Annotated in this window: 18 protein-coding genes, 1 tRNA gene and 1 pseudogene; 8 read left to right on the top strand and 12 right to left on the bottom strand. The window is 54.7% G+C overall.

Annotated elements, in window-relative coordinates; all coding sequences use genetic code 11:
* The first annotated feature begins 16 nt into the window (after window positions 1-16).
* The 3 genes and pseudogenes from ABGT65_RS13025 to ABGT65_RS13015 all read left to right on the top strand — a co-directional run bounded on the left by ABGT65_RS13025 (window position 17) and on the right by ABGT65_RS13015 (window position 2,234).
* A tRNA-Leu gene (locus tag ABGT65_RS13025) sits at window positions 17-102 on the top strand.
* Window positions 103-1,067: 965 nt separating this feature from the next.
* A pseudogene (locus ABGT65_RS13020) lies at window positions 1,068-1,226 on the top strand (IS982 family transposase); the annotation flags it as partial.
* 33 nt (window positions 1,227-1,259) lie between these two features.
* Complete coding sequence (locus ABGT65_RS13015; RefSeq protein WP_346702758.1) at window positions 1,260-2,234, top strand: IS982 family transposase; 975 nt, start codon at window positions 1,260-1,262, stop codon at window positions 2,232-2,234.
* A gap of 192 nt (window positions 2,235-2,426) precedes the next feature.
* Here ABGT65_RS13015 and ppk1 read toward each other — a convergent pair whose 3' ends face one another.
* The 4 genes from ppk1 to ABGT65_RS12995 all read right to left on the bottom strand — a co-directional run bounded on the left by ppk1 (window position 2,427) and on the right by ABGT65_RS12995 (window position 7,467).
* Window positions 2,427-4,493, bottom strand: coding sequence for a polyphosphate kinase 1 (gene ppk1, locus ABGT65_RS13010; protein WP_346702756.1), 2,067 nt, complete (start codon window positions 4,491-4,493; stop codon window positions 2,427-2,429).
* Between the two features lies 1 nt (window position 4,494).
* On the bottom strand, window positions 4,495-5,580 hold the full coding sequence (locus ABGT65_RS13005) for a glycosyltransferase family protein (RefSeq protein ID WP_346702754.1): 1,086 nt from the start codon (window positions 5,578-5,580) through the stop codon (window positions 4,495-4,497).
* Window positions 5,580-6,335, bottom strand: coding sequence for a UDP-2,3-diacylglucosamine diphosphatase (locus ABGT65_RS13000; protein WP_346702753.1), 756 nt, complete (start codon window positions 6,333-6,335; stop codon window positions 5,580-5,582). The genes ABGT65_RS13005 and ABGT65_RS13000 overlap by 1 nt, the downstream gene beginning before the upstream one ends.
* A 178-nt stretch (window positions 6,336-6,513) precedes the next feature.
* Window positions 6,514-7,467, bottom strand: coding sequence for a metallophosphoesterase (locus ABGT65_RS12995; protein ID WP_346702751.1), 954 nt, complete (start codon window positions 7,465-7,467; stop codon window positions 6,514-6,516).
* A 197-nt stretch (window positions 7,468-7,664) separates the two neighbouring features.
* Between ABGT65_RS12995 and ABGT65_RS12990 the strand changes: the two genes are divergently transcribed.
* Window positions 7,665-10,514, top strand: coding sequence for a TonB-dependent receptor (locus tag ABGT65_RS12990; RefSeq protein WP_346702749.1), 2,850 nt, complete (start codon window positions 7,665-7,667; stop codon window positions 10,512-10,514).
* A 65-nt stretch (window positions 10,515-10,579) separates the two neighbouring features.
* On the opposite strand, the gene ABGT65_RS12985 is transcribed toward ABGT65_RS12990, so the two are convergent.
* The 8 genes from ABGT65_RS12985 to ABGT65_RS12950 form a co-directional block, all read right to left on the bottom strand.
* The gene (locus ABGT65_RS12985; protein ID WP_346702748.1) at window positions 10,580-11,476 is read right to left on the bottom strand and encodes a hypothetical protein; all 897 of its coding nucleotides are present in this window, start codon (window positions 11,474-11,476) and stop codon (window positions 10,580-10,582) included.
* Window positions 11,477-11,802: 326 nt separating this feature from the next.
* The gene (locus ABGT65_RS12980; RefSeq protein ID WP_346701363.1) at window positions 11,803-12,516 is read right to left on the bottom strand and encodes a hypothetical protein; all 714 of its coding nucleotides are present in this window, start codon (window positions 12,514-12,516) and stop codon (window positions 11,803-11,805) included.
* A 21-nt stretch (window positions 12,517-12,537) separates the two neighbouring features.
* Window positions 12,538-13,614 (bottom strand): relaxase/mobilization nuclease domain-containing protein, encoded by a 1,077-nt coding sequence (locus ABGT65_RS12975; protein WP_346701365.1) that lies wholly within the window; start codon window positions 13,612-13,614, stop codon window positions 12,538-12,540.
* Entirely contained in the window at window positions 13,604-13,957 is a 354-nt protein-coding gene (gene mobC, locus ABGT65_RS12970) for a plasmid mobilization protein (protein WP_276764026.1), read from the bottom strand. The genes ABGT65_RS12975 and mobC overlap by 11 nt, the downstream gene beginning before the upstream one ends.
* 132 nt (window positions 13,958-14,089) lie before the next feature.
* The gene (locus tag ABGT65_RS12965) at window positions 14,090-14,401 is read right to left on the bottom strand and encodes an AlpA family transcriptional regulator (RefSeq protein ID WP_022308828.1); all 312 of its coding nucleotides are present in this window, start codon (window positions 14,399-14,401) and stop codon (window positions 14,090-14,092) included.
* Between the two features lie 120 nt (window positions 14,402-14,521).
* Entirely contained in the window at window positions 14,522-15,487 is a 966-nt protein-coding gene (locus ABGT65_RS12960) for a DUF6043 family protein (protein ID WP_346701368.1), read from the bottom strand.
* A gap of 4 nt (window positions 15,488-15,491) precedes the next feature.
* The gene (locus ABGT65_RS12955) at window positions 15,492-16,508 is read right to left on the bottom strand and encodes a PDDEXK nuclease domain-containing protein (RefSeq protein WP_346701370.1); all 1,017 of its coding nucleotides are present in this window, start codon (window positions 16,506-16,508) and stop codon (window positions 15,492-15,494) included.
* A 37-nt stretch (window positions 16,509-16,545) separates the two neighbouring features.
* Window positions 16,546-17,814, bottom strand: coding sequence for a site-specific integrase (locus tag ABGT65_RS12950; RefSeq protein ID WP_346703099.1), 1,269 nt, complete (start codon window positions 17,812-17,814; stop codon window positions 16,546-16,548).
* 764 nt (window positions 17,815-18,578) lie between these two features.
* On the opposite strand from ABGT65_RS12950, the gene ABGT65_RS12945 reads away from it, so the two are divergent.
* The 4 genes from ABGT65_RS12945 to ABGT65_RS12930 all read left to right on the top strand — a co-directional run bounded on the left by ABGT65_RS12945 (window position 18,579) and on the right by ABGT65_RS12930 (window position 25,382).
* On the top strand, window positions 18,579-19,163 hold the full coding sequence (locus ABGT65_RS12945; RefSeq protein ID WP_346702746.1) for an RNA polymerase sigma-70 factor: 585 nt from the start codon (window positions 18,579-18,581) through the stop codon (window positions 19,161-19,163).
* Window positions 19,164-19,246: 83 nt separating this feature from the next.
* Complete coding sequence (locus tag ABGT65_RS12940) at window positions 19,247-20,230, top strand: FecR domain-containing protein (RefSeq protein WP_346702744.1); 984 nt, start codon at window positions 19,247-19,249, stop codon at window positions 20,228-20,230.
* Window positions 20,231-20,385: 155 nt separating this feature from the next.
* Window positions 20,386-23,775, top strand: a complete 3,390-nt coding sequence (locus ABGT65_RS12935; RefSeq protein WP_346702743.1) for a TonB-dependent receptor — start codon at window positions 20,386-20,388, stop codon at window positions 23,773-23,775.
* Between the two features lie 17 nt (window positions 23,776-23,792).
* A complete protein-coding gene (locus ABGT65_RS12930; RefSeq protein ID WP_346702741.1) occupies window positions 23,793-25,382 on the top strand; it encodes a RagB/SusD family nutrient uptake outer membrane protein in 1,590 nt (529 codons plus the stop codon).
* Window positions 25,383-25,394 lie beyond the last annotated feature (12 nt).

The following is a 25,394-nucleotide window of genomic DNA, read 5'->3' as shown; positions in this document are numbered from 1 at the left end:
TTGCGAAAAGGGCTGCGCCCGGATGGTGGAATCGGTAGACACGCCGGACTTAAAATCCTGTGGCCAGTAATGGCCGTGCCGGTTCGACCCCGGCTCCGGGTACTAGTAAAAAATCTCAAACATCTGTTTTATAGTTGTTTGGGATTTTTGTTTTGCCCTCCGTGTCCGCATTTTGTCCGCATTTTTACCGAAGTCAGGAAACAGATGAAATTTATATAGGCCTTCATTACTCTTACAGATTGGCAAACCTGTATAAGCCGGTCTTCGCAGATTCGTTCTCAAGACGAATGATGTAACCTCAAAAGAAAGGCTTGCCCCACGGGAACGGGATAGCGGAAAATCGGGCTGTCATAACAGAAATTCCAGTTACAATCCAATTAAAGTTTTTGGTTATGTTTTTTATTTTATTAACAACATATTGCGTTTTTTGAAGAGCTTCCCGGCCAAAGGTCATGACACGAGAAACTCCGCCGGCCTTTGATCGAGCTGGTGCGGAGACACTTCGTGCTTAACACCTTTGGCTTTCGAGAAAGCCGAGATTTCAGGAACCATAAAAATCTTTGGTAAACAGACATTCCACGGCAGTCCGGTGTGTAAATGCCTTTCAGCTCGTTGGTCCGTAAACTCTGCGCCGGCATGCTGCTGTCCACGGCGTGACTCTTACGCAGCATTCCGCTTCTTATGATCGGCATATCGCCCGGATAGACCACGATGTTATCGATCCCGATGGACGAATCAAGTTGTGAAACCAATAGAAAGAACGGAAGATAAGGGCCAATCACTTATCGTTGAAGATCAACGGAATACTCGACTAATTCCGAGCACAGATCATTTTCGGACTATTCAGGGAAACAACTTCTCCACATTTGCAAACCGATTCAACATCTCGCGGATCAGCAAACACTCGATCCGCTATCATACGGCACCGGAGCGAAAATCCAGAGATGACTCACCGCATATGCTATTTGCAGTCAGGTTTCATCTAATCCGAGAACTTCAGTTTCATAGAAGTTACTCACAAAAAATATCTATAAACCCGTTGGCGGAATTAAATTGATAAAAGATTTATGAATAAAAAGTTGTGCATGTTGTTGATATTTGGTAAATTAAAGGTGCCCAAACTTTTAATAGACAAATATCGTATGCACAACCTATATGCAATATTCGCAAAATTTCTGAACATATGCAAGCAAGTGTCAAGTAATTTGGTAAATGAATCAGGTAATACCCGTTGGCGGAATTAAAGGCATAAAACTTTTATGAAGAAAAAGTTGCGCATATTATTGGTGTTTAGTAAATTAGAGGTGTCTAAACATCTGATTTACATACACCGTATGCACAACTTATACGCAATATTCGCAAAATTTCTGGACATCTGCAAACAAAAAGCAGGAAATTTAGTCAATGAACAAGGGAATGTGCCCCGTCCGGGTGTTGTCCCCAAGTTTTCCGACCTTGAGGTGGTCGCTCTGAGCATGGCATCCGAAGCGGTCGGAATAGACAGCGAGTCCCTGTTGTTTTCCAGATTGAAGGAATACGGGGACAAAATGCCGAACCTTATATCCCGGAGGCAATACAACGACAGGCGCAAGTTTACGGCACAGCTCTGCAGGCTCATCCGGGAGAGAATCGCCAATGAGATGGATGGCGGCGAAGATTATTTCTGCATTGACTCCAAGCCGGTAGAGGTATGTCGGATAGCACGCGCCAAGCGTTGTACGATGGGCGGGAATGACTACCGGAAAGCCCCGTCCTACGGATATTGTGCCTCACAAGGTACATATTACTATGGGTATAAGCTGCACGCCGTCTGCGGGTTGAGCGGGGTCATACACTCTTTCGACCTGACGAAGGCGGGCGTGCATGACATCAATTACCTGAAGGATGTCAAGGTCGATTATTCCAACTGCACTGTGATTGGAGACAGGGGCTATATCAGTGCCGATGTGCAACTGGACCTTTTTGAGACGGCCCATATTCGTTTGGAAGTGCCTTACCGGAGAAACCAAAGGGACTGGAAACCTGTCTTCCATCCATTTGCCAAAGCCAGGAAAAGGATAGAAACCTTGTTCTCACAGCTATGTGACCAGTTTATGCTCATACGCAATTATGCGAAAGACACGGATGGGTTGTTCGCCCGGATTATCGGGAAAATCAGCGCACTTACAATCCTACAATACATTAACTACAAAAACAACAAGCCCATTGGAAGAGTCAAGTATGCGCTGACTTAATTCCGCCAACGGGTTCTATAAAGACATTTCTAAATCCCAGGAATGAGAATTAGATTTTCGTCCCGGATGACAAATGCGAATCAGCCAGGTCAAAAAAATAAGCCTTGCAGACTGAATCCTCGCTCCGTTCGCAAAAAAAATATAGAATGCTGGGATTAGAACTGTCGTTTCTGATCATCTGAATGGGTTGAATCATCTGTTCTTGAGAAGCATTGCGGCATAGTAGTCATAAAGTTCCGTTTGACTACGGTGTGCAGGCTCATCGGAGGAGTGTTGTACATAGGGGTTGTGCATCTGATCCGCGAGGTCGCGGGCCTTGACGTTGTCTGCCCATTGGATGGCGAAGACCTCGCGCAGGAGTTTCTGAATCCGCTTGTCAAGAATCGGCGTGCAGACCTCCACACGTCGGTCAAGGTTGCGGGACATCCAGTCGGCCGAGCCAATGTAGGTGCGTTCGTCGCCGTCGTTGCAGAATATGAAGAGGCGGGCGTGTTCGAGGTACTTGTCCACAATGCTGATGGCCCGGATCCGGTCGCTCATACCCTGCACTGCGGGCTGCAGGCAGCAGGCGCCACGCACGATCAGCCGAATCTCCACCCCGGCTTTTCCGGCACGATAGAGGCGTTCGATGATCCGTTCGTCGGTCAGCGAATTGCATTTGGCGTGGATATAGGCCCGACGTCCTCGCTTGGCGTTGCGGATTTCCCGGTCGATAAGCTCATCGAAAGCATCACGCATGAAGTAGGGAGACACGAGCAGATATTTGTATTTGAACTGCTTGTGGCTGTTCATCAGGAATTGGAAGACATTGCGCACATCCTCAACGATCCCCTTGTGCGCGGTCAACAACCCGAAATCGCCATAGATCGTCGCCGTATTTTCGTTGAAGTTGCCCGTGCCGATATAGGCGTAGCCGCGCATGCCGGAACTCTCACGCCGTTCGACGAGGATAATCTTGCTGTGGACCTTCAGATCCTCAATGGCGTAGATCACCTTGACGCCTTCGCGCTGGAGCAAATCGGTGTGTTCGATGTTCTGCTCCTCGTCGAAACGCGCCTTCAACTCGACGAGCACCGAAACCTGTTTGCCATTCTTGGCAGCGTTGATCAGAGCGTTTATCACCTTCGAGTGTTCAGCCGTGCGGTAGAGTGTGATGGCGATGCGCTCGACACGGGGATCGATGGCCGCCTCGCGCAGGAAGTCTATGACGTGCTGGAAGGAATGGTAGGGGTAATTCAGAAAGATGTCACTGCGACGCACCACCTTGAGGATACTCTGAAAAGGGAGAATGTCATGATGGCGCAACGGAGCGGGATTGACCGTCAACAGGTTGGGGCGCACCTTCGGGAAGCGCATCAGATCCTTCATCAGATGGTAGCGGTCACCCGGAGCAAGCATTCCCGGAACCGTGAGTTTGAGCTTGCGGGCCAACATCTCCAACAAGTCCTCAGGCATCTCACGGTCGTATATCAGGCGGATAGGTTCTCCGTACCGGCGGCTCTCGATCCCTTCGGCGATGCGTTCGAAGAGGCTTTTCGAGATATCGTCATCGATGGTCAGCACAGCATCGCGCATGATCTTGAAGGTGTGGACTGTAATATGGTCGTAGTTGAACATGAAAAAGACGTCGTCGATCATCAGGCGGATGATATCGTCGAGAAAGATGACGTCGTGGCGTTCCGGCTCCGAGGGAAGCACGACAAAACGCGGGCAATGGGTGCTTGACGGAATGCGGATGACGGCGTAACGAGTATTCTTGCCGTTCCCGCAGGACATTCTCACACCCAGGTAGGCATTGCCATCGGGCAGGAAGGGAATCTTGATCGACTTGCGAAGGATGAGCGGCACAAGATATGGCGACACTACTGACACGAAGTAGTCGCGGCAGAAAGTTCTCTGGCGTTCGGTGAGTTGTCCCTCGCCGACGACGAAGATGCCCTGCTGCTCCATCTCGTGAAGCAGTTCGTGATAAGTCCGTGTGAAAGCCTCTTGGGCCCGTTCGGTTTGCCGACTCACCTCAACGAGCAGTTCCGAAGGGGTGTAACCGCCGATGAGCCGCTGCTGCCGCTGCTTGCGGGTGCGGCAGAGCCGCATCAGATTGGCAATGCGCACTTTGAAGAACTCATCCTGGTTGTTGGAAAAGATGCCGAGAAACTGAAGTCGCGCAAGCAGCGGAACACTATGGTCTTGTGCCTCCTGCAAGACGCGCTCGTTGAACGAGAGCCAGCTCAGCTCGCGATTGTTGTAGGTGAAATCCATATCAAGATCGGGTCAGAAGTTCCAGGAAATGTGTTTCGGCAGACTCAACCCATGTGCGGAATTCCTGAGCCGTGGCGGAACCTCCGCCATGGCTCAGGTAATCGGTGAAGCGTCCCGGATCGAAACGCTCGGAGACAATACCGGCCCCTGCGGCTGCAGCATCCGCGGCATTGATCCGCTGCTCGATATGGGCAGGGATAAGCATCATCGGCTTGCGGTGATACATCGCTTCGCAAACCGATTCAAAGCCTGCCGTGGTGATATATCCCCGGCAGCGGCGCATGAGCTCGAGAAAGAGGCGGTCGTCGAGGCGGTGAAAGGTGAGGTTGCTCTCGGCCTGCCAAAGATCCGGACGACCTTGACAATCCCAGAAGACGTGGAAACGGTATTGAGGATGTTGAGCGCACCAGTGCCGCAGTTCGTCGGCGAAGCCGTTGTTGACCATGTATCCGAGGATGAACCCCTCGTCGGATGCCTTACCTTCGAGCGCCTCGTGACGCAGCAGCGGAGGCACGACGTAGATGTGCCGCTGGAAGTCGTCTGGCATCGGCTGGAACGAAAGGGCCAACAGGTCATTGCATCCCCAGGCGGTCATATGAGCATGAAGGCGCAGCAGGATTCCCTGAATACCCTTGCGACGGCTGTGGCGGTAGAGCAGATGGTTGAGCAGGAACTGATGGGCGATGCCCGTCATCGGGATCCGGATTCCGAAGCGGCGGACCGTGAATCCGGTGAGCAGTTCGTAGAAGTTGATGATCCGATCGGGGCAGAGTGCCTCGATCCGGTCGCGGATCAGGTGCATGCTGCGGTCGAAGGCCCGCAGCCGCTCCGGGGTAGCATTGCACAGCAGTGTGCGGAACATGCTGACCGATCGGTTGCTGTGATCGAAAGCAAACTGCGGAGTCTCGAATTCGGTAACCGGAGCCCCAATTTTCGCATAGAAGAAGGCTGGCAGAGTGCGCAGGGCACTGCGGCCAACGAGGACCCCGACAAGTTCATGGCCGTGGCGACGGAGCATCTCCGCCAACGAAAGCGCCTGCGTGAGATGTCCCCGCCCCTCTCCCTGTATGGCAAAAAGGAACCGCATCAGCGAACCTCCTTCTCCGCATCATAACGGAGGATTGTCCAGTTTCCAGCGTAATCTTCGGCCAGGGCTGTCATCGACTCGACCCAATCGCCCGAGTTCAGATAAAGCACATTGCCGATCATGCGCTTGTCCGCCTGGTGGATGTGTCCGCAAATCACGCCCGTACACCCCTTCTGGTTTGCCACACGGACCAGATGCTGCTCGAAGTCGCTGATATAGGAGACCGAAGCCTTGACCTTCTGCTTGATTTTCTGCGAAACGGAGTAATATGGAAGACCCCGCTTCATGCGGCGGCGGTTGTAAAGGCGATTGAACCACATGAGCAGCGAATAGCCTATGTCGCCAATCCTCGCCAGCCACCGCATCGAGGAGGTAACATGGTCGAAGATGTCGCCGTGCAGGACATAGAAACGTTGGGAACCGCTTGTGTAGATATAATCGCGCTGAATACGGATGTTGGCGAAATGCAGCGGGAGGATGCGTTCCAGAAAATCGTCGTGGTTGCCTCTCAGGTAGATGATCTGCGTGTCGTGCTGGATCTCCAGCAGGCGGCTGATGAAATTCGTGTGGCGGCGTTTCCACTTTTCGCGGCGGCCGCGGAGCAGCTCCCAGCCGTCGATGATGTCGCCGCAGAGAATCAGCGTGTCGCAAGTGTGGTACTTCAGAAAGCGGTTGGCCTCTTTGGCCTTCGACCATTTCGATCCAAGGTGAATGTCGGACATCACGATGGTCTTGAAGTGTTTGGATTCGGTCATGGAACTCCGTTTTGACGCCACAAATAAAGCGTGCGAGGCTTTCGGGGTTATGACATCCGGGTGAAGATTTCATGAAACGAGATGCGGGCCACAATATTGATATTGCAGCCCGCATCCGGAATCCTGGCTTCATATCGGCCCACATCGCATCGTGCAATGCGGGTGATTGAAGGCAGCGCTATTTGTGCCGTTCGATTACATATTCCAGTTCGCCGCGGCTGTTCACCAGCGTGTAGTGCATCACCCCCTCATCGAATGACAGCAGTCCGAAGCCCGAATTTTCACTTGCATACTGCGTCAACGGTCCCCACTGCGGCGCCCGCTGCTTCGAGGCCGAAGTGTTCACCACATAGTCGATACTGTCCTGCCCCGTCCGGATATGCTGGAACGTATGGATGTGCCCGCAAAAGTAGGCGTCAACCCCGTTCCGACGGAAAACATCCTCCAGACGCGCCCGCATGTTCTCCTGCTCGATGTCGTCCTTCTTGTCGTAGGTGTACATCGGGTGGTGTCCCACCACGATCTTCCACTTCTCGGTCGAAACCCGCAGCACGCTGTCGATCCAGCGAACCTCGGCATCGGGATCCACAAGCTGCACGTCGGGGTACTGGACCGAATCCTTGCGGTACTTGTCGATCAGCGGCGCCGTGTCGATAAAGACGAAGCGTACTCGATCCGAATCGGGTTCATCATCGTCCAACGGCACGGAGAGGGTGTAGTAACGGTCGGGCATGTTCCAGCGGCGGCTTATCTCGGAATAGTCCATCATCGCCTGCGTGTTGCCCCGATACTCATGGTTGCCCAGCACGCCGTACCACGGACACTGCAACTCGCCATGGGTATAAATACTCTCGAAATTGCTCCACAGCAACGGGTCCTGCGTCGATTGAATTCCCTGATAGTGGAACAAATCACCACACGAGATGACGAATTCAGGTCCCAGGGCATCGGCATAGACTCCCATCCATTCGCCGATCAATCGCTGATCGTAGGAGCCATTGCGGCCGGCATCGGCAAGCATCAAAATATTGAGTTCGCCGTCATAGGTTCCTTCGGCAACTCTTTTTTCGGGATCGGCAGTCGTGCAGGCTGCGAGAGCCCCGGCCAGCAAAATAGTGCAGAATCTCTTCATATCAATAATTAAAAGGAATTTGTTTTTCGGCGGCAAATATAGGCAATAAATCCTAACGAGGAATCACCCCATGTAAACTTAATAATTTTGCAATATGCTTGCATTCAAACTGTTATGTAGACGTAGAATCACAGTAACATCACCTCCATACTTTTGCTGCAGAAATCCGAAACACAAACATTCACATAATATAAAGTATGAAGAAACATTGCCTACCTCTTTTTTTTGCCGTGGCGTTGAGCTCCGCACTACCCGTTTCACTCGCAGCCTCCACGGTCGGTGAAACCGAAGCCGAAGCGCTGGCAGCCGCAGCCGCGGCTCGTGGATCGATCACCGGAGTTGTGCTCGACGACAACCACCACGCTATCCAGGGCGCCGTGGTTTATATCGCATCGCTGAATCTCGGAGCCGTTACCGCCTCCGACGGCAGCTTCTCGCTGCGCGGTATTCCCGAAGGCAAATACGACGTTTGCGTCAACTATGTCGGATACGAACAGATTTGCCAGAGCTATGACATCCGCAAGGGGCAGACCGAACACTGCGAATTCATCCTTCACGAAGGCATGGCCATCGGCAGCGTCGTTGTGTCGGGCATTGTCGAGGGTCAGCGCCGCGCCCTCTCCATCCAGAAGAACAACGACGGCGTGAGCAACATCGTCGCCGCGGACCAGATGAGCCGCTTCGCCGACGCCAACATCGGCGACGCCATGAAGCGCATCCCCGGCATTAACGTCCAATACGACCAGGGCGAAGCCCGCTTCGGACAGGTTCGCGGTACGGCCCCTGATCTGACCTCGGTAACGCTCAACGGAAACCGCCTGCCCTCGGCCGAGGGAGACTCGCGCGCCGCACAGCTGGACCTCATCCCGACGGACATGATTCAGACCATCGAGGTCCACAAGGTCGTCACGGCAGACATGGACGGCGATGCGATCGGCGGAGCCGTGAACCTTGTCACGAAAAATTCACCCTACCGTCAGACCGTAGCCGCTACGGTCGGTGCCGGTTACAACCCCATTTCGCAACGCGTCACCTTCAACGGATCGGCAAGCTGGGGCTCGCGCTTCTTCAACGACAAACTCGGCGTTATGGCCTCGCTGGCCTATCACAACAACCCGATCGGATCGGACAACATTGAAGCGACCTGGAAAGAGGACGATTCTGGAAATGCCTATGTCGACGAGTTTGAAATCCGACAGTATTATGTACACCGCGAACGCCAGAGTTACTCGCTCTCGTTCGACTGGAAATTCAACGAAAACCACAAGATCGAACTCCGAGGCATGTACAACCGCCGCAACGACTGGGAAAACCGATACCGCCTGACCTACAAGGACATTACACCCGACGCGGACGGCACGGCAACGGCCTACCTGCGCCGTCAGACTAAAGGCGGATCGCCCGACAACAAGTTTGCACGCCTCGAACGTCAGCAGACCGCGGACATCGCCCTCTCGGGAGAACACAATCTCGGCTGGCTGGGTGTCGAGTGGGGCTTCGACTACGCCCGCGCCTCGGAGGACCGTCCCAACGAGCGCTACATCGGTCTGGAGAGCGACGAGGACAACCCGATCCGCTTTGACGTTGATCTTTCGGATGAACGCGAACCGCGCTTCACTCCTTCGGACGCCTCGCTCATGGCGCTCAACACGGCGAACTTCATTAAACTCGACGAACTGAACGAATCGTTCAGCGAGATCGAGGAGACCGAATACAAGGCCCACATCGATCTCCGCGCCCGCCTCTTCACGGGAACCTTTGCCGGAACGCTCCGCGCCGGATACAAATTCCAGGACAAGGACAAGTCGAAACTGATTACCTTCTACGACGTGGAGCCCGCCGACGAAACCTCCTTCATCGCTCAGGCCATGACCGCCGGCAACACCTACAACGCCACGCGCAAGAATTTCTACGCCGGAGACTATACCGTCGGTGATTTCGTCAGCAAGCAGTACCTCTCGCATCTCGACTTTGCGGACGCCTCGCAGTTCGACCGCACGCGCAATCCGATGGAGGAGGCCGAGAACTACACCGGCCACGAAACCATCCACGCCGCCTACCTGCGTTACGACCAGCAGTTCGGCAACCGCCTGAAGCTCATCGCCGGACTCCGGCTCGAACACACCGCCTACGACTACACCGGAAATGCCCTCCACGTGGATGCCGAGGAGGAGAATATCACTTCGACACCGACTACCCGCAAGACGGACTTCGACAACTGGCTTCCCTCGGTTCTGCTCAAGTACGAACCGATCGACGACATGGTTCTCCGCGCCAGCTTCACCACGACGCTCGCGCGTCCGAAATTCAGCCAGATGGTACCGGGCGACCGCGTGAACCTCGCCGACGAAGAGTACACGATGGGTAACCCCGACCTGCGCAATACCGTATCGAACAACTACGACCTGATGTTCGAGTATTACTTCAAGTCGATCGGTCTGGTATCGGCCGGCGTCTACTACAAGCAGATCTCCGATTTCATCGTTGATGCCATGATCGAGGACCAGACGATCGGCGGCACCGAATTCAAGGAGTTCTACAAGGCTGTCAATGCTGGAGACGCCACGTTGCTCGGCATCGAGGTGGCCTTCCAGCGCGACCTGGGATTCATTACCCCCGTCTTGAAGAATTTCGGCATCTACACCAACTACACCTACAACCACTCGAAGGTGACCCGTCTGACCGACCCGATCTTTGCCGGACGCAACGACGACATCAAGCTGCCCGGGACTCCCGAGCATACGGTCAACGCCTCGCTCTACTTCGAGAACAAGCGCCTCACGGCCACCCTTTCGTACAACTACGCCAGCTCATTCCTTGACAACGAAGAGATGGGTATGACCCCCTTCACGGACCGTTACTACGACAGCGTCAACTACCTCGACGCCAACATCTCGGTCCGCGCCACGAAGCACATTTCGATCTTCGCCGAGGTGGGCAACCTGCTGAACCAGCCCCTGCGCTACTACCAGGGCACGAAGGATCGCGTCCGCCAGGCCGAATACTACGGCATCCGCTGTTCGCTCGGTGCCAAGGTCCGCTTTTAAAATACGCAACCACAAAAAAGAGCGCCGTTCGCATGGAACGGCGCTCTTTTTTTTGAGTCGAAACGTTACAAAAGGTGGTATTGCCGGTAGAGTTCGTGGATAATGCCGTCGGCAAGCCCCATACGAGGAACCAGGATCGTGTCAATCTGGCAAATGCACAACACATCCGTGAAGATCCGCAGCGCCGGGACGATCACCTCCGCACGACTTTGATTCAAATAGAGCTGTTCCATGCGTTGGGCCACAGACATGGCCCGCAGCCGGTTGTAGAGAGCATTTAGCTCCTTGGCATGGATGCACTCACGGGACTTCTTTTCAAGAAGTTTGTGGGTTTTGTTGATATTTCCTCCCGAACCGATGATTCCCGAAGGGTGCCATGTCCGGGCCACCTCACGGAGCCATTCCTCGAAATGCAACCATTCGGCCGGGGCCTCTGCGCCGCTGAAGATACGCACGGTCCCCAGTCGGAACGAGCGGGCCTCGACCTTGCTACCGCGGGCGTAGACAACGATCTCGGTACTACCGCCTCCGACATCGACGTAGAGATAGGTTTTTTGGGGATCGAGCGTCTCCTTCAGCCCTCCGGTTGCGAAGATCGTATCAGCTTCCGTTTCGCCGTTGATGATCTCGATCGAAATGCCACTGCAGCTGCGAACGAGTTCGGCAATCTGCCCGCCATTCGAGGCCTCTCGCATGGCACTTGTAGCGCAAGCACGATAGTCGTGCGTGCCGAATGCCCGGAGTAGGGCACTAAAACCCTGCATGGCATCGCATAGTGCCTCTATTTTGGCCGAACTGATATGCCCTCGCAGGAAGGCATCGTCGCCCAAACGAATGGGAACCCGCACGAAGGCTGCCTTTTTGTACTCGACGTGCCCGTCCTCGTAATCCTCAATATAGTTGATGAGCAACCGGATTGCGTTCGATCCGATGTCGATGGCGCCAAAAGTGTCTCTCTTCATGAAAGGAGGTGGGTATTGTGTATCCGCCGCCGAAACTGCTTTCCCAGAACATACGATACAACGACCGCATATCGGATTTTCAGCTGGTCGAGGCAAGTAGCTTCAAAGCTTCGGAGATCTATTTTTTTTACAAAAATAGACGTTTTTGCCATTCGATCGATGTGCAGGCAACTTTTGACACAATAATTTAATTTCCGGTATTTTCAGGTCAATTATGAGGACCGAGATTATGCCGGAGGAACTTTGCGCAGGGTTTGCCTGTGACAACTCATCCTGACCTTGCGTTGTCCGTCCGGCGGCTTATCTTTGCGTCAGAAAGGGAAGGACTACTTGTTCTTTAACTTCGCGGCGTCACGTTTGAGTTGTTCAGCCTCCTGGGCCTTCAGCCGCGCCTGCTCGTCGAGAGCCGCTCTTTTGCGAACCAGCCGTTCGTACTTCTCGACATCCCTTCGCATCGAATCAATACGTCGCTGATCCCGCTCAGTCTCGAATAGCTTCTCCAACTCCGACAGCCGTTTCGGCGACGCCTCACCCTTCATCAGCACATAACGATACTTCAGATCGTTGTCATACCGGCTGCGGTCGGGCCGCCAGTCTAAATAGAGTCCGACAGATAGTACGACGATCACGATGAACATCGACATGAAGAGCCAGAAGTTGCGAGTTGCGTCCAGAGAGAACGAAAAGCGGTGCTGCACCATCCGCGGCGGCAGTTCCTCGGGAATCTCCATCCCGGTCACTTTATCGTCGATCTCCGCGATCTGCGTTCCGAGGCCTTCTCGAATCTGCTCCTGCCGCTCGGAGATTGCTTGCAGCCGCTGCTCGATCCGATGGTCCCGTTCCTGCTGTGCCTCGCTTACCCTTGTCTGCGTCTGCTCCAGTTGCAGAATCCGAATCTGCAATCGCTTGATTGCGTCCGTATCAATGGCCGCCGTCGGTTGTGATCGTGCTTCGGCCAACTCCGTGCGGAGCGTTTTGATAAGGGTCTCCTTCAATTCTTCGTACATCTCAAAGGAGAGCTCCAGGGTGTTCTCTTTCATTGTCTTTTGTGTTTTAGGTTGTTATCCGATTTTGCGGGAGCGTGCCTCCATGCGACGCTTGCGCTCCATCAAGGCTACGGCCATCGCCTCGGCCGCCTTGTTGATCAGCGCCGTGATGCGGGCAATATGCTCCTCGGGGCTTTCGCCCTCACGCCGCTGCATCATCTCGGGTGAAAGGGCAAATGGCGAGTCGAACGGCGGCAGCGGAATCGACCCGGCACTGCCGAGCGACACCGATCCTGCGCCATGGCTACCGCCTCCTCCACCGCCTCCCGCTGCGGTGAAGGGACGCCCGCCGCCGAACAGACCTGCAAAAGCAGCCCGGAAACTCCCGACTGCCGCCTTGAGTCCTGACATCAGGGTCGTATGCCGCTGCTGTGCCTGGCCGAAGTGGCGATCCAGCTTCGAGAAACTGAAGGCCCGATCGACCTTCGAACCAGAAAACACAAAGCCATTACGGGCGAACTTTACTCCTTCAATGATACCCTGCGCCCCTTTTCGTTTGAAGATCGTCTCGATGCCATGCCGCTTCAACCGGTCCCGCAATTCGTTCCAGTTGCGACAACGGGGAAGCTCCTGCCGAATCGCATCGTAAATCTCGTACCGGGTCCGGTCGGGCTCACGAAGCCGTTCTCGCCGAACGGCCTCCTTGCCCGGAGCCAAATGCAGCCCGAAGCGTTCGGTCAGCTCGCGGCACACCTTCGCATTGCGGAGCTTGATGTTGCGGTCGGAAATGGTCTGCCCGTGATCACCTACGCGATTGTATACCAGGTGGCAATGAGGATGGGGCTGGTCGAGGTGCCGCACCAACAGGTATTGCGTATCGGTGATACCCATCTTCTGCATGTACTCCCGGGCAATTTGTGTCATTCGTTCGTCGGTGAGCTTCGGGGCATCCTCCGGCGAAAACGACAGGGAGATATGTCCGACGTTCTGCTTCAAGCGGGGATTGAGGCGCGCCTGATCCTCGAAATCCTCGACCATCTCCCGCACACCGGGTGGCTCGACACCCCGAGCCTCCAGCACGCGCGACTGCTCCTTCATCGCATAGCCGACCGTGCCGCCGAACGATCCTCCCGAAATGACCTTACCGATCACGGCGCAGGGCTTCGATCATCCGCACCAGCTCGGCCTGAAGCGTCGCATGGCGCGCGGCGACGGCGGCGAATCCTTGGGTGTGGGCCAGCCGGGTCAGCTGGTTCAGATTGCGGGCAAGCCCCTTGAGCTGGGCGAGCCATTCGAGGTGTTCACTCCGCAGCCGCTCGCGGACCGAGCCGTTGAGAATCAGTTGCCGCAGCACCTCGGTGCGCGGAATACCTGCCGCACGGGCCAGGGCGCGGAGCTTGAAGTTGCAGGCCGTATTGCACCGCAGGGTAATGCGGTACTCCTGTTTTCGGGCACGTCCCAAAGGCGGACGGCCCCCTTTCTTCGGTGTATTCATGGATTGGAATTTTTGAGTTGAGACCATCGGGATAGGGCCTTGCGGCCGGTTTTTGGCTGACAAAAACACAAACTTGCCTCTGTTACCTCTGCTATTCGAATGCTCGGGGATCTCCCCGGCATTCTCAATCGACTATTTGCTCTCCCGCTCACCGAGAATCCGTTGAATATCCGATGTGCGATATCGGATCTTGTTGCCGATCTTGACGGCCTTCAGATACCCTTTCCGGTTCCAATGCCAGAGCGTCGCATCGCATACGCCGCACAGCTCCTTGACCTGCTCCTTGGTCAGGAAGCGTACCTTGCGAGCTTCGGCGACCTGGGTGGCCAACTCCTCTTTGGCGCGATTGATCAGATTGCTGGAGAAGGCCAGCAGATCCTCGCCGCTTACCTCCAGACGAATGCTTCCGGGCGCTTCGCGGAGGATGGATAATAAGTCTTTCATAAGTTGCTGTTTCCGCACGGATGGGACGGCGCTTTCCGGCGGAACAAAAAGCGACGCCGTCGCCCGGATATCCGAGTGACGGCGCAAATATAATAACGTGATTGAACGATCTTTAAGCGTTTAATTCGCGGCAGGTTCGGACGAATTAAACGAGTTCGTTTCGGATAGAAAATCCTTGATTTCACGAATGGCGACGGCTTCGGGACCTCGATCCCGGACCGCTTTTCCGGCAAGCAGCGGTTCGGTCAGCCGGCTGTATGCCTCCTGAATGCCGCGTTCGTGGACGATGCGAATCTCTCGGCCGTATTCCTCCTGCAGTGCGTCGCGGAACGGCTTGATCGGAATCGGGAGCGTCAGATAACGCAACTCTTCGAGGGCGATCTTCAGTCGGGCAATATCGGTTTGTGTATGCCGGGTGAGGAGATACGTCCCGATCTTACGTCGCAACTCCTCGGGACGGGATACCGTCGGGGCGAACATCTCCGTCAGAGAGCGGGTGGTTCCCGGACGCCCCGGCTTGCGTTTTGAGCCGTTCCTGTCGTCCGACGACTCCTCCATGGCCCAATCCAGCACCTGATCGCTTTCGGCCAGGCGCATGGCTTCGCGGTGGGCTTTCCACTCCTCCCGAGTCCGAAGCCCCAGTTTGATGGAACGGGCTATCAGCAATCGGATCGTGGCGCTCATGGTGATCTTCTGGAAGTAACCCAGGTCGGGAGATCGGCGCAACTCTTCACAATGCTCCACCATGCGTTCGAAGCTCTTTCCGAAGTAGAGCCAACAGAGCATTGCCGGAACCGGCGATCCGGCGACCGGCTGCTCACACTCTCCGATCAGTTTGCGGGCGAGGTCGTTGTCTTGGGCGGCCTGTTCGATCTCGTCGACATGGTCGAACAGCCCCTCGTTGGCCTTGGCCGCCGCGAGCTTGCGATATTGCGGAATAAGGGCGATGGCCTGAAGCAATACGGCCTGACACCCGGCCATGTCCCGGGTGTTCATCGACTCTTCGAATGCGGCATATTCCTCGGGATGGGCCTCCATCCACTCCCGCAACTTTGCCTTGAAGGCTTCGTATTCCGCCTGGCCCATGGCTTTATTGATCAAATTCCTGTAATTCGATTCTCAATTGCTCGGCAAGTTGCTTTTCAGTGGGCAGATAGAGCTGGTATTTGCTTGCCAGAATCGTATTGTTGTTTTCCGGCAGCGTATATTTTACCAGCAGATCGTTCTTGTCGGCGCACAGCAGGATTCCAATTGTCGGGTTCTCATCGGGCGCCTTCTCGTTCCGATCGTAATAGTTTACATACATTTGCAACTGACCGATGTCTTCGTGTGTGATCTTGTGTGTCTTCAATTCAATGATAACGAAGCAGCGGAGCAGCCGGTTGTAAAATACCAGGTCCGCGAAGAATTGATCATCTTCGAGCAGTATCCTCTTTTGGCGGGCAACGAATGAGAACCCGTTCCCTAATTCCAGCAAAAAAGCCTGCAGATTGGTGATCAGGGCGCGTTCCAGGTCTTTTTCGTAATAGGCTGCGTCGGGTTTCAATCCGAGAAATTCCAGTACCATGGGATCTTTGATGATCTCGGTCGGAGATTCGGGTTGACGTTCTTTGCGAGCCACCTCCAATACCGATTTCTTGTCGTTGCTCAACAGCAACCGCTCATAAAGTCCGGAATTGATCTGCCGTTCCAGTTCACGTCCGGTCCAATTATTATTGGCGGTTTCCAGTTCATAATACTCCCGTTTGTCGTTGTCGCTTATTTGAATCAGAAGACGGTATTGATACCAGTTGAATTGTGAACGCAGTGCGTTCATATTTCGGTATGTGTTGTAGAACTGACGGCAAAAGGCCAGTTGCCGATAGGAAAATCCACTTCCGAACTCTGCCTCCATGTTGTCTGCCAGGTGTTGCAGTAGTTTGGTCCCATATTCAGCACGTTCTTTGCCGCCTTGTTCTTCGAGCATGATGCGTTCTCCCAGTTTCCAGTACATTTTTACACGCTCGAAATCGACACTTCGTATGGCAGTCGTTCGTGCGGTGATGATGATATTTCGGATGTCGGAGACAAATTGTTCGTCCAATTTGAAGATTGCCGGTTCGTTCATGGTTCTCGCTGTTGAATAGTGAACGCACTGCGTTCAATTATGACAACAAATTTACTAATTCTTTTTTCATTTCATCGTCGATGGTGCGGTAGCGGGCAAAGGCCTTGCTACCTTCTTTGTGTCCGCTCAGTGCACCGACCAGATTGGGATCCTTGACCTGCCGATAGAGATTGCCGACAAAGGTCCGACGCGCCAGATGCGACGAGGCGATCTCGTACAACACCCGCTTCTCCTCCTCGCGGGTCGTCGGGTTGATGACCGTAACCAACCGCTTCAACCCGGCCGCTTTGAAGATCCGCTTGATGGCCAGGTTGTATTTCTGTTCGGAGATGAACGGCAGCAGCTTGTCGCTGTCACAGGCTTCATACCGGGCAAGAATCTCCGTGGCCATGGCGTTGAGCGGCACCCGCACCGTCAGCGGACGGCCCTCCTTGGTCTTGCGCGGAATGTATTCGATGGCGCCGCCGATGAGATTCGATTTCGTCATCTTCAGCAGGTCGCCCACCCGGCAGCCGATCAGGCATTGGAAGACGAAGATATCCCGCTGGATGGCTAACTGGGGATGGCGCTTCAGATTGGTGGCATAGATCTGGTGCAGCTCCTCAATGGTGATATAATACGGCGTCCCGTAGGTGCACTCCTCCAGCGGAAAATCGTCGAACGGCCGGTTCCGGCTCTTCTTATGACTGTTGCACCAATAGAAGAAAGTTCGGATACGCGAGAAGCAGTCCAACAGCGTGTTCTTGCCTCGGGGTTGCGGTGTGCGGGCCTCGGGAATGGCCTCGTAAATCTCGGGATAGATGGCGCAGTAGCGGTATTCGTTCTCCAGAAAGCTCCAGATGTCCCGCAGGGTGTCGGCCGTTACCCGGTCTACATCCAGCGTGAAGTCCTCCTTTCCCATCTGGGTAGCCCGAATGTAGAGTTCATAACGCTGCAAAGCCCGCTTGATGACGCGATAGTTCTTTTTGCGAACCTCCGAAAGCCTGTGCTTCTCGAGAAACTCGTCGAACAGCGCGGTCAAGGTTGGTTTGATGGCGGATACTTGCTCCAGGTTGTACTTCTGCGGATTGTAATATTGGTCCAGCGCCTCCTTCAGCCAACCTTTCGATACCGTCTCTTCGGGGCGGTTCTGATAGGCTCTCTCGATGTAGGTCTTGAGCCTGCGGACCTCGTTGTTGTAGCGGGTGCGCATGGCCTCGTCGCAGACGACTTTGCTCTTGACCTGCTCGGCCTTGTCATCCCAAAGATTCGGATTGATCGTAAGACGGGTCGGAGCGACCTGATCGAGTTGCCGACCATCGCGCAGACGCGCGTAGATGGTCGCCTAGGACTCCGTGTCGTAACGGGTGACGCTCTTTTTGAGAATGAGGGTTACTTTCATGGTTCAGCAAGATCTAGGGGCTTGTGACAAAGATAGAAATATTTCCCCACATTTTCCCCACACATGCTGAAAATTCTTCAATGCTCTTTTAGTGATTAAAACAAACGAGTGAATATATAATACTGAAAATAAGTGAAATATGGTGAAATTTGCACATATATCCAATTATTCCGATTTAATGGGATTTACTATATTCAAATGCGGCTCCGGGTACTATTGAAAAATCCCAGACAGTTGTATGGCAGCTGTTTGGGATTTTTGTTTTGCCCTCCGTGTCCGCATTTTGTCCGCATTTCCAATGAAGTCGCAAATTTTTATATTACGCAAGGCATTGTATTTCGACTTGGAGTCTTTATGGATTTTATCGTTATCATCATCCAAGTCATTATTTTATAATTGTGTATAACAGGATAATTTTTCAATTGTGATATTAGTTCGAGGTTTTATTGCAGGGTTCCACATTTCCTTCTTTTCCTAATTTTTTCCCTGTTTGGGGGGTTTTCTTTTAGCGATCTTAATGAAGTGTTACTTTCTATTGTAAACTGGGAACTGGCGGGAAATTTCACGGAATTTTTACCAAAATCTCGGAAATTCGTCCTATCTTGCGATAAAATCATCCGCCAGGTGGCCCTCCCCACCCTTTGGCGATCGTTCACGAAACGTTTCGGCGTATTTTTTCGACCTGCACCATGGATACCGAATTATTAGAAGAACTGTCCCGGGGCCGACAAGAGGCTTTCGACCGGTTGATCCGGGAATACTACCCGCGTCTGATGGGGTATGCCCGGCTATTGCTTGATGAGGAGAATGCCCGGGACATCGTACAAGAGGTATTCCTCTATGTCTGGGAACATCGTTCCCGATTGCATTTTACCGTCGGGTTTCAAAGCTACCTCTTCCGCATCTGTCACTCGCGGATGCTAGACACGATCAAGCGTCGCAAACTCTTTGAGGTCTCGGACTCTCCCTTCGACCTTCAACTGCGGGAAGATGCCGCCTGGCTCGAACACAACAACGACGACATCGTACACACGATCTGCAACAAACAGTTGCTGGAACGCATCCTCTCCTTGGCGGACGAACTGCCCGAAAAGCGCCGGGAGGTATTCCGCCTCTCGCTGCTGTACGACATGAGCAACATCGAAATCTCCGAACTGCTCGACATTCCGCGTCGAACAGTCGAGGGACACCTCTACCATGCGCTGCGCTTCCTGCGGGCACGCATTCCCAAAGAGGAACTGCTTCTGCTCATGGGCCTGCTTCTGCTGCGCTGAAACTCTCCTCGGAAGAAAATTCTCAAAAAAAAAAGAATGATGCTGCGTAAATTCTGCGGCTCGATCGTTTAATCTTTAGAACCATGCAAGAAAAGGAGTATATGAGCCCTTCGAAGATCCTGGAATTCATCAACCGCCGTTGCGACGCCGATACGGCCGTCGAAGTACGTGCCTGGATCACCCGAAGCGACGAAAACCGCGCCGAATACCTGCGGATGAAACAATTGTGCGCCCTGAAAGATGTCCACCGCCACTCCGGGAGTTTCGAGATCGAGGGGGCCACGCGGACATTCCACTCCGAAATCGCACAACGCCGGCACGTAGGCCGTTTGCGTCGATGGGTCTATGCCGCATCATCCGCTGCCGCCCTGCTGGCCGTTGGGTTGCTGATCATCGGCGTCGAACTCTACTCCGAACGCTTCGAATGGCATACGGTAGCCAATACGACCTCCAACGAAGTGTTGCGTTTCACGCTCGATGACGGAACAAAGATTTTCCTCCGCCACGGAGCAGAGCTCTCCTTCCGTGAGAATTTCCTCCATCGACGCAACGTCCGGCTCCAGGGCGAAGCCTTCTTTGATGTGGCATCCGACCCAATCCACCCGTTCGTTGTGCAAACTCCGGACCTTCATATCCGGGTGCTGGGAACAGCCTTTGATGTCATCACGGGAGATACGACCGTGGCGATTCTCGAACGGGGGTGTATCGCGCTCGAAACAACCTCAGGCAAGGAACTCGCTACGATGCACCCGGGTCAGCGCGCCGTGGTGGACGGAGCGACAGGGCGTTTGGCCTCCTTAGAGCAGGTCCAAACCGGGAAATACACCTCATGGCGATTCAACCACAAGGTCTACGACGGGATCTCCTTTGCCGAGATCGTCCGGCTCATCGAGGAGCGACACGGCGTGTCGATCGTCTACGACCCCGCAGTCTTCGGAAATACCGCCTACCGCCTGGTGATCAATGACGATGAAACTCTTGAGCAGATGCTCGAAATCCTTAACCTGATTTCACCCGTCGAATATACGATTCAGGGAGAACGTGTCTTCCTGAAAAAACAACCCTGACCCCGCGAACCTAAAAAAGAAAACTACAACCGATCGGCTATTACCCATAACCTTAAAGAACGCTTGTCCATGAAAGAATCTTAACACTCTACTTTCCGGCAGCATCCCGCTCCGGAACATTCCAATCCATCTTTCACATTCCAAACCCAAATGCGATGAATATTTATTCGAACGTCGTCTATGCAAATGGACGAAGGGCGGGGATTTTGTCTCTGTCGAAGCAGCTCCTGCGCACACTGGCAGCACTATTCCTGTTGTTCGCGGCATCCATACGCCCGCTTCCCGCCCAAAACATACAGATTACCATCCAACCCGACAAGCAGGAGCTCGGCAACCTGCTGCCCGAGATCTCCCGTCAAACGGGGGTTGAGTTCTCCTACGATCTCGGGTTATTGAAGATTCGTACCCGAGCCACCGGAAAAGTTTCCGGTTCGCTGAATCAGGTGCTGGACCGGATCTTTATCGGAACAGGTGTCAGCTACACACAGTTGGGCGCTAACCGCATCGTGTTGACGCACAAGGATCCGGACCCGGAAAAACAACAGCCTGCCAAACCGGAAAGCTATCGTCTGACGGGTGTTGTGCGGGATCAGGACGGCAAACCGCTGGCCGGCGTCACGGTCGTCGAGAACCCCTATAATGGAACGGCAACCGCTGCCGACGGTTCGTATGCTCTGGAGGTCAACCCCGAAGCACAGATTACGTTCAGTTGTCTGGGATATACACAGGTCGTGGAGAAGGTCGCAGGACGTACTACCCTCGATGTAACGCTCCAGGAGGAGGCTACGGCCCTTGAAGAATTGGTCGTCGTAGGATACCGCACCGTTAAGAAACTCTCGCTGACCGGTTCGGTCGCCACGGTGGACATCAAAAGCAAGGAACACCAACCCATCACCAACTCGACACAGATGCTCTACAACACGCCCGGTATCTGGGTCAACCAGGGCGGTGCACAGCCCGGTGTGGACAAGGCTTCGATCTCGATCCGCGGTGTCAACTCGTTAAACTCGACCGGCGGAGCTCCGCTCGTGTTGCTGGACGGCGTGGAGTATGATTTCGGAGAGATCGACCCCTCGACGATCGAGTCGATCACCGTGCTGAAGGATGTCTCGGCTGCCATTTACGGTCTGAAGGCTGCCAACGGCGTCATCCTGGTCACCTCGAAGAAAGGTACCAAAGGCCGCCCGCGGGTGGAGTACAGCGGTAAATACGGCGTACAGCGCGCCACTTATCTCCCGGACGTGGTGACCGACCCGATCCTCTACATGCGCCTGCGTAACCTCGCCGAGATTAACTCTGGCGTAAGCCCTGGGGCGGTCTCTTACTCCAACGACCAGATTCTCGAGTACATGAACGGCATGAAGACCGACCCGTCTGTCTACCCCGCCTCGGACTGGTTCGATATCTGTATGGATGACGGCTACGTCCAGCAACACAGCGTACGCCTTTCGGGCGGTACGGACGCCATCACCTACTCAATGGGCTTCGGATACACCGACCAGAAGGGCGTCTTCATCGAAAACGACGATGCCCAGCGATACTCCTTCGACCTGAAACTCAACGCCCGAGTCAGCGATGCCCTGCATGTCAGTGGAACCTTCCAGGGTAACCTCCGCACGTTCAACGAGGTGGGATACACCACCGGAACAGTGCTGAATACGATCATGCGGGGTCTGCCGATCTTCTCGGACTACCATCGCAACGGAATTTATGGTTCGACATGGCTCTTCACCCCGGGGCGCAACAACATTGAGAACCCCCGCATGGAGGTCGAGCAGGGATTCGTCTACCGCAACTACCAGGAACTGCTCTCGACGCTGAGCATCGACCTGCGCCTGGCCCCGCATCTGAAATACTACGCCACGGCCGGTTACCGCAAGATCGACCATTTCAGCAAGAACTTCATTCCCCAGATGTACACCGTGAATCCGAAGACGGGCGATGTGAAGACCTTCAACGGTAGCGCCCCGCGTGTCAAGGACTGGGATTCGGCATCGGGACAGTATACGCTCTCGCACCGCCTCGTCTGGGAGAACGACTACGGACGCCACAACATCCACGTGATGGCTGGACAGGACTGGCAGCACAATGACAGCCGCAACTTCCAGGCCTACAACCACGGTTTCAACGACAATACGCTGACCGAGTTCGAGGCACTGACCGACCAGACCAACGCACAGGCCACGGGCAGTTCGTGGAAAAAACGCATGATCTCCTTCTACGGACGTCTGGCCTACACCTACGACGAGCGTTATATGCTCGAAGCCACACTGCGCTATGACGGTTCGAGCAACCTCTCGCGCGACAACCGCTGGTTCCTCTTCCCGTCGGTGATGGTCGCCTGGAACCTAAGCCGCGAGCCCTTCTTCCAAGTCAAGCAGATCGACCTGCTGAAACTGCGACTCTCCTATGGTATCATGGGTAGCGAGTCGGTGGATCCCTACAGCTACCAGATGACCTACAACGCCTTGAGCCAGAACTATTCGTTCGGCGGAACCCCGGCGGCCGGATATGCCGTCGAAGAACTCACCGACCGGATGCTGGGCTGGGAGAAGACCCGTTCGTACAACGCGGGACTCGATTTGGCGGCCTTCAACAATCGGCTGAGTTTCGAGGCCGACTTCTTCCGCAAGGAGACCTTCGACATCATCATGACCCGCTCGATCCCCTCGCATGTCGGCGGCTTGAGCGGCCCGAAGAGCAACGTGGGTACCGTACTCAACAAGGGTTTCGAGATCTCGGGCAGTTGGCGCGACCGCATCAAGGAGTTCTTCTACGGCGTGAACCTCTCGGTGGGTTTCGTACGCAACCGGGTGCTCTCGCTCGACGGCGGGCAGATCCTGGCCAACAGCAACACGCTGATCACCAAAGAGGGCTATCCGATCCGTTCGTTCTATCTCTATGAAGCCGACGGTTACTACCTCACGCAGGAGGAGATCGACAACGCCTCGGTAGTCTACGGTGACCGCTCGAAATTGCGCCCCGGTTACCTGAAATACAAGAACAACTGCGAGGACGAGGTGATCGACGACAAGGACAAGATCATCGTGGGGAACACGATCCCCGAATGGACCTATTCGTTCGGGCTACAGGTGGGCTGGAAGGGTCTTTCGCTCGAAGCACAGTTTCAGGGCGTCGGCGACGTCTACACTTATCCAACAGCCAACCTCGCCGTCCCGTTCAACAACGGCGCGGGAGTCACCTGGGAGTGGGCCACCGACTCCTGGACCGAAAACAACCCCAATGCAAAACTCCCGCTGTTAACCACTTATACCGATGCCCCGGAGAACTTCATCCCGTCGACCAAATGGCTGCGCAACGCCTCCTACCTGCGTATGAAGAACATCCAGTTGACGTATGACTTCCCGAAACAGCTGCTCCGCCCGCTGCGCATTGAAGGACTGCAGGTCTACATCAGCGGCCAAAATCTTTGGACACTCTCCGATTTTGATCTCTGGGACCCCGAAATCACCACGACCCGCACGAATCTCTACGAATATCCCAACCTGAAGACCATATCTGTGGGTCTGAACTTGAGTTTCTAACCCCAATCCTGTAAATGATGAAAAAGAATCTATATTTCGGAATCGCCCTCTCGCTGGCCGTTGCAGCAACCTCGTGTTCGATGAATTTCGAGCCGACGGGAGCCTACAGTGACAAAACGTTCTGGTACAGTGCCAAGAATGCCGAAAGCGGACTGACGGGTTGCTTCCTGCCGCTGCGCAACGGCAGCATGTTCGGCGGCATGTCCATCGCCCTGGAGGAGTGCGCTACCCCCAATGCCTACAACTATGCCAACACGCTCAACTGGAACGATATCGCCAAAGGCAGCCACACCGCCGAAGGGACCGTCATCGCCGGACGCTGGAAAGATGCCTATACCGGAATTGGACGTTGCAACATGCTGCTGGCTAACATCGATCAGAGCAAGGAGCTTTCGAGTGAGGAGATTATCCAGATGAAGGCACAGGCGCGGTTCCTGCGGGCTCTCTACTACTCGGTGCTGACCACCTACTACTACTCGGCACCGCTGATCACCGACTCTCCGGACATCTCCCAGGCCGACCAGCCGCGAGCCGAACGGGCCACGATCATCCGGTTTATCCTTGACGAACTGGAAGAGGTTTCCAAAATTCTGCCGCGCAGCTATACTTCGGCCGATCTGGGACGTCCCACCGCCGGAGCCGCACTGGCTCTCCGCGCTCGAATCCTGCTCTTCGAAGCAAGCGAACTATGCAATCCCGACCACAACGAGGAGGCCTGGCGTGCAGCGGCCGACGCTGCCTATGCGGTGATGGAAATGGGGGTCTACTCGCTCTACCAGAGCGGGTACGCCGAACTCTTCACCGAGGCTGCTGAACACTCCTCGGAGTCGATCTTCAACGTCGAGTTCATCTCCAACCCCACGGGACTCGGGCACAGCATCGACATCGTCATGCGGCAGTACAACAGTTCGGCTCCGTTGAAGAACTTCGTGGACAGCTACTGGATGAAGGACGGAAAACCCCGCGAAGAGTCGGCCTATGCGGATTCCCCGGCCTATGAGGATCTCGATCCGCGCTTCGCCCAGACGCTCGTCTATCCCGGTTCGGTCTGGATGGGCGAGACCGTGAAGACCGACAACACGAACGTCCGCTTCACCAACAAGCAGACCGGTTTCATCTACAAGAAGTACACGGTCTACACGGAGCAGGTGCCCAGTGACGAGGAGTTCGGACTCAAGGAGGTCTGCTCGCCGATCAACATCATGCTGCTGCGCTACGCCGACGTGCTGCTGATGTACGCCGAAGCAAAAAATGAACTCGGCGAGATGACCGAGGAGATTTGGAACCGCACGGTCAAGGCAATCCGCCAGCGGGCCGGATTCACCTCGTCGGCCGCCCTGGCCTACCCCGGAAACGACCAGGAGGAGATCCGCCGCCAGATCCGTTACGAACGCCGGATCGAGTTTGCGGGCGAAGGAACCTACTACAACGACCTGCGGCGCTGGCGTGAGGCCGAAACGGCGATGAGCAACCTGAACATCTACACTTTCGACGGCACGCTCATCGGCACACGGAATTTCAACAAGGAGCGCGACTACTGGTGGCCGGTTCCGTCGGCCGAGATGGAGCTTGCACCCTCGCTACGACCCAACAACCCGGGATGGTAAACAAACCCTATC

This window comes from uncultured Alistipes sp. (assembly GCF_963931675.1).
Lineage (GTDB): Bacteria > Bacteroidota > Bacteroidia > Bacteroidales > Rikenellaceae > Alistipes.
The sequence above is the reverse complement of the archived record's forward strand: the minus strand, read 5'-3'. Positions and strand labels throughout refer to the sequence as shown.

Bases quoted from the DNA above. Each gene is read 5' to 3' on its own strand.
- ABGT65_RS12995 (WP_346702751.1), bottom strand. From the start codon at position 7,467: ATGAAGAGATTCTGCACTATTTTGCTGGCCGGGGCTCTCGCAGCCTGC.
- ABGT65_RS12935 (WP_346702743.1), top strand. From the start codon at position 20,386: ATGAATATTTATTCGAACGTCGTCTATGCAAATGGACGAAGGGCGGGG.
- ABGT65_RS12965 (WP_022308828.1), bottom strand. From the start codon at position 14,401: ATGAAAGACTTATTATCCATCCTCCGCGAAGCGCCCGGAAGCATTCGT.
- ABGT65_RS12955 (WP_346701370.1), bottom strand. From the start codon at position 16,508: ATGAACGAACCGGCAATCTTCAAATTGGACGAACAATTTGTCTCCGAC.
- ABGT65_RS12960 (WP_346701368.1), bottom strand. From the start codon at position 15,487: ATGGGCCAGGCGGAATACGAAGCCTTCAAGGCAAAGTTGCGGGAGTGG.
- ABGT65_RS13015 (WP_346702758.1), top strand. From the start codon at position 1,260: ATGAAGAAAAAGTTGCGCATATTATTGGTGTTTAGTAAATTAGAGGTG.
- ABGT65_RS12940 (WP_346702744.1), top strand. From the start codon at position 19,247: ATGCAAGAAAAGGAGTATATGAGCCCTTCGAAGATCCTGGAATTCATC.
- ppk1 (WP_346702756.1), bottom strand. From the start codon at position 4,493: ATGGATTTCACCTACAACAATCGCGAGCTGAGCTGGCTCTCGTTCAAC.
- ABGT65_RS13000 (WP_346702753.1), bottom strand. From the start codon at position 6,335: ATGACCGAATCCAAACACTTCAAGACCATCGTGATGTCCGACATTCAC.
- ABGT65_RS12930 (WP_346702741.1), top strand. From the start codon at position 23,793: ATGAAAAAGAATCTATATTTCGGAATCGCCCTCTCGCTGGCCGTTGCA.
- ABGT65_RS13005 (WP_346702754.1), bottom strand. From the start codon at position 5,580: ATGCGGTTCCTTTTTGCCATACAGGGAGAGGGGCGGGGACATCTCACG.
- ABGT65_RS12990 (WP_346702749.1), top strand. From the start codon at position 7,665: ATGAAGAAACATTGCCTACCTCTTTTTTTTGCCGTGGCGTTGAGCTCC.
- ABGT65_RS12945 (WP_346702746.1), top strand. From the start codon at position 18,579: ATGGATACCGAATTATTAGAAGAACTGTCCCGGGGCCGACAAGAGGCT.
- mobC (WP_276764026.1), bottom strand. From the start codon at position 13,957: ATGAATACACCGAAGAAAGGGGGCCGTCCGCCTTTGGGACGTGCCCGA.
- ABGT65_RS12980 (WP_346701363.1), bottom strand. From the start codon at position 12,516: ATGAAAGAGAACACCCTGGAGCTCTCCTTTGAGATGTACGAAGAATTG.
- ABGT65_RS12985 (WP_346702748.1), bottom strand. From the start codon at position 11,476: ATGAAGAGAGACACTTTTGGCGCCATCGACATCGGATCGAACGCAATC.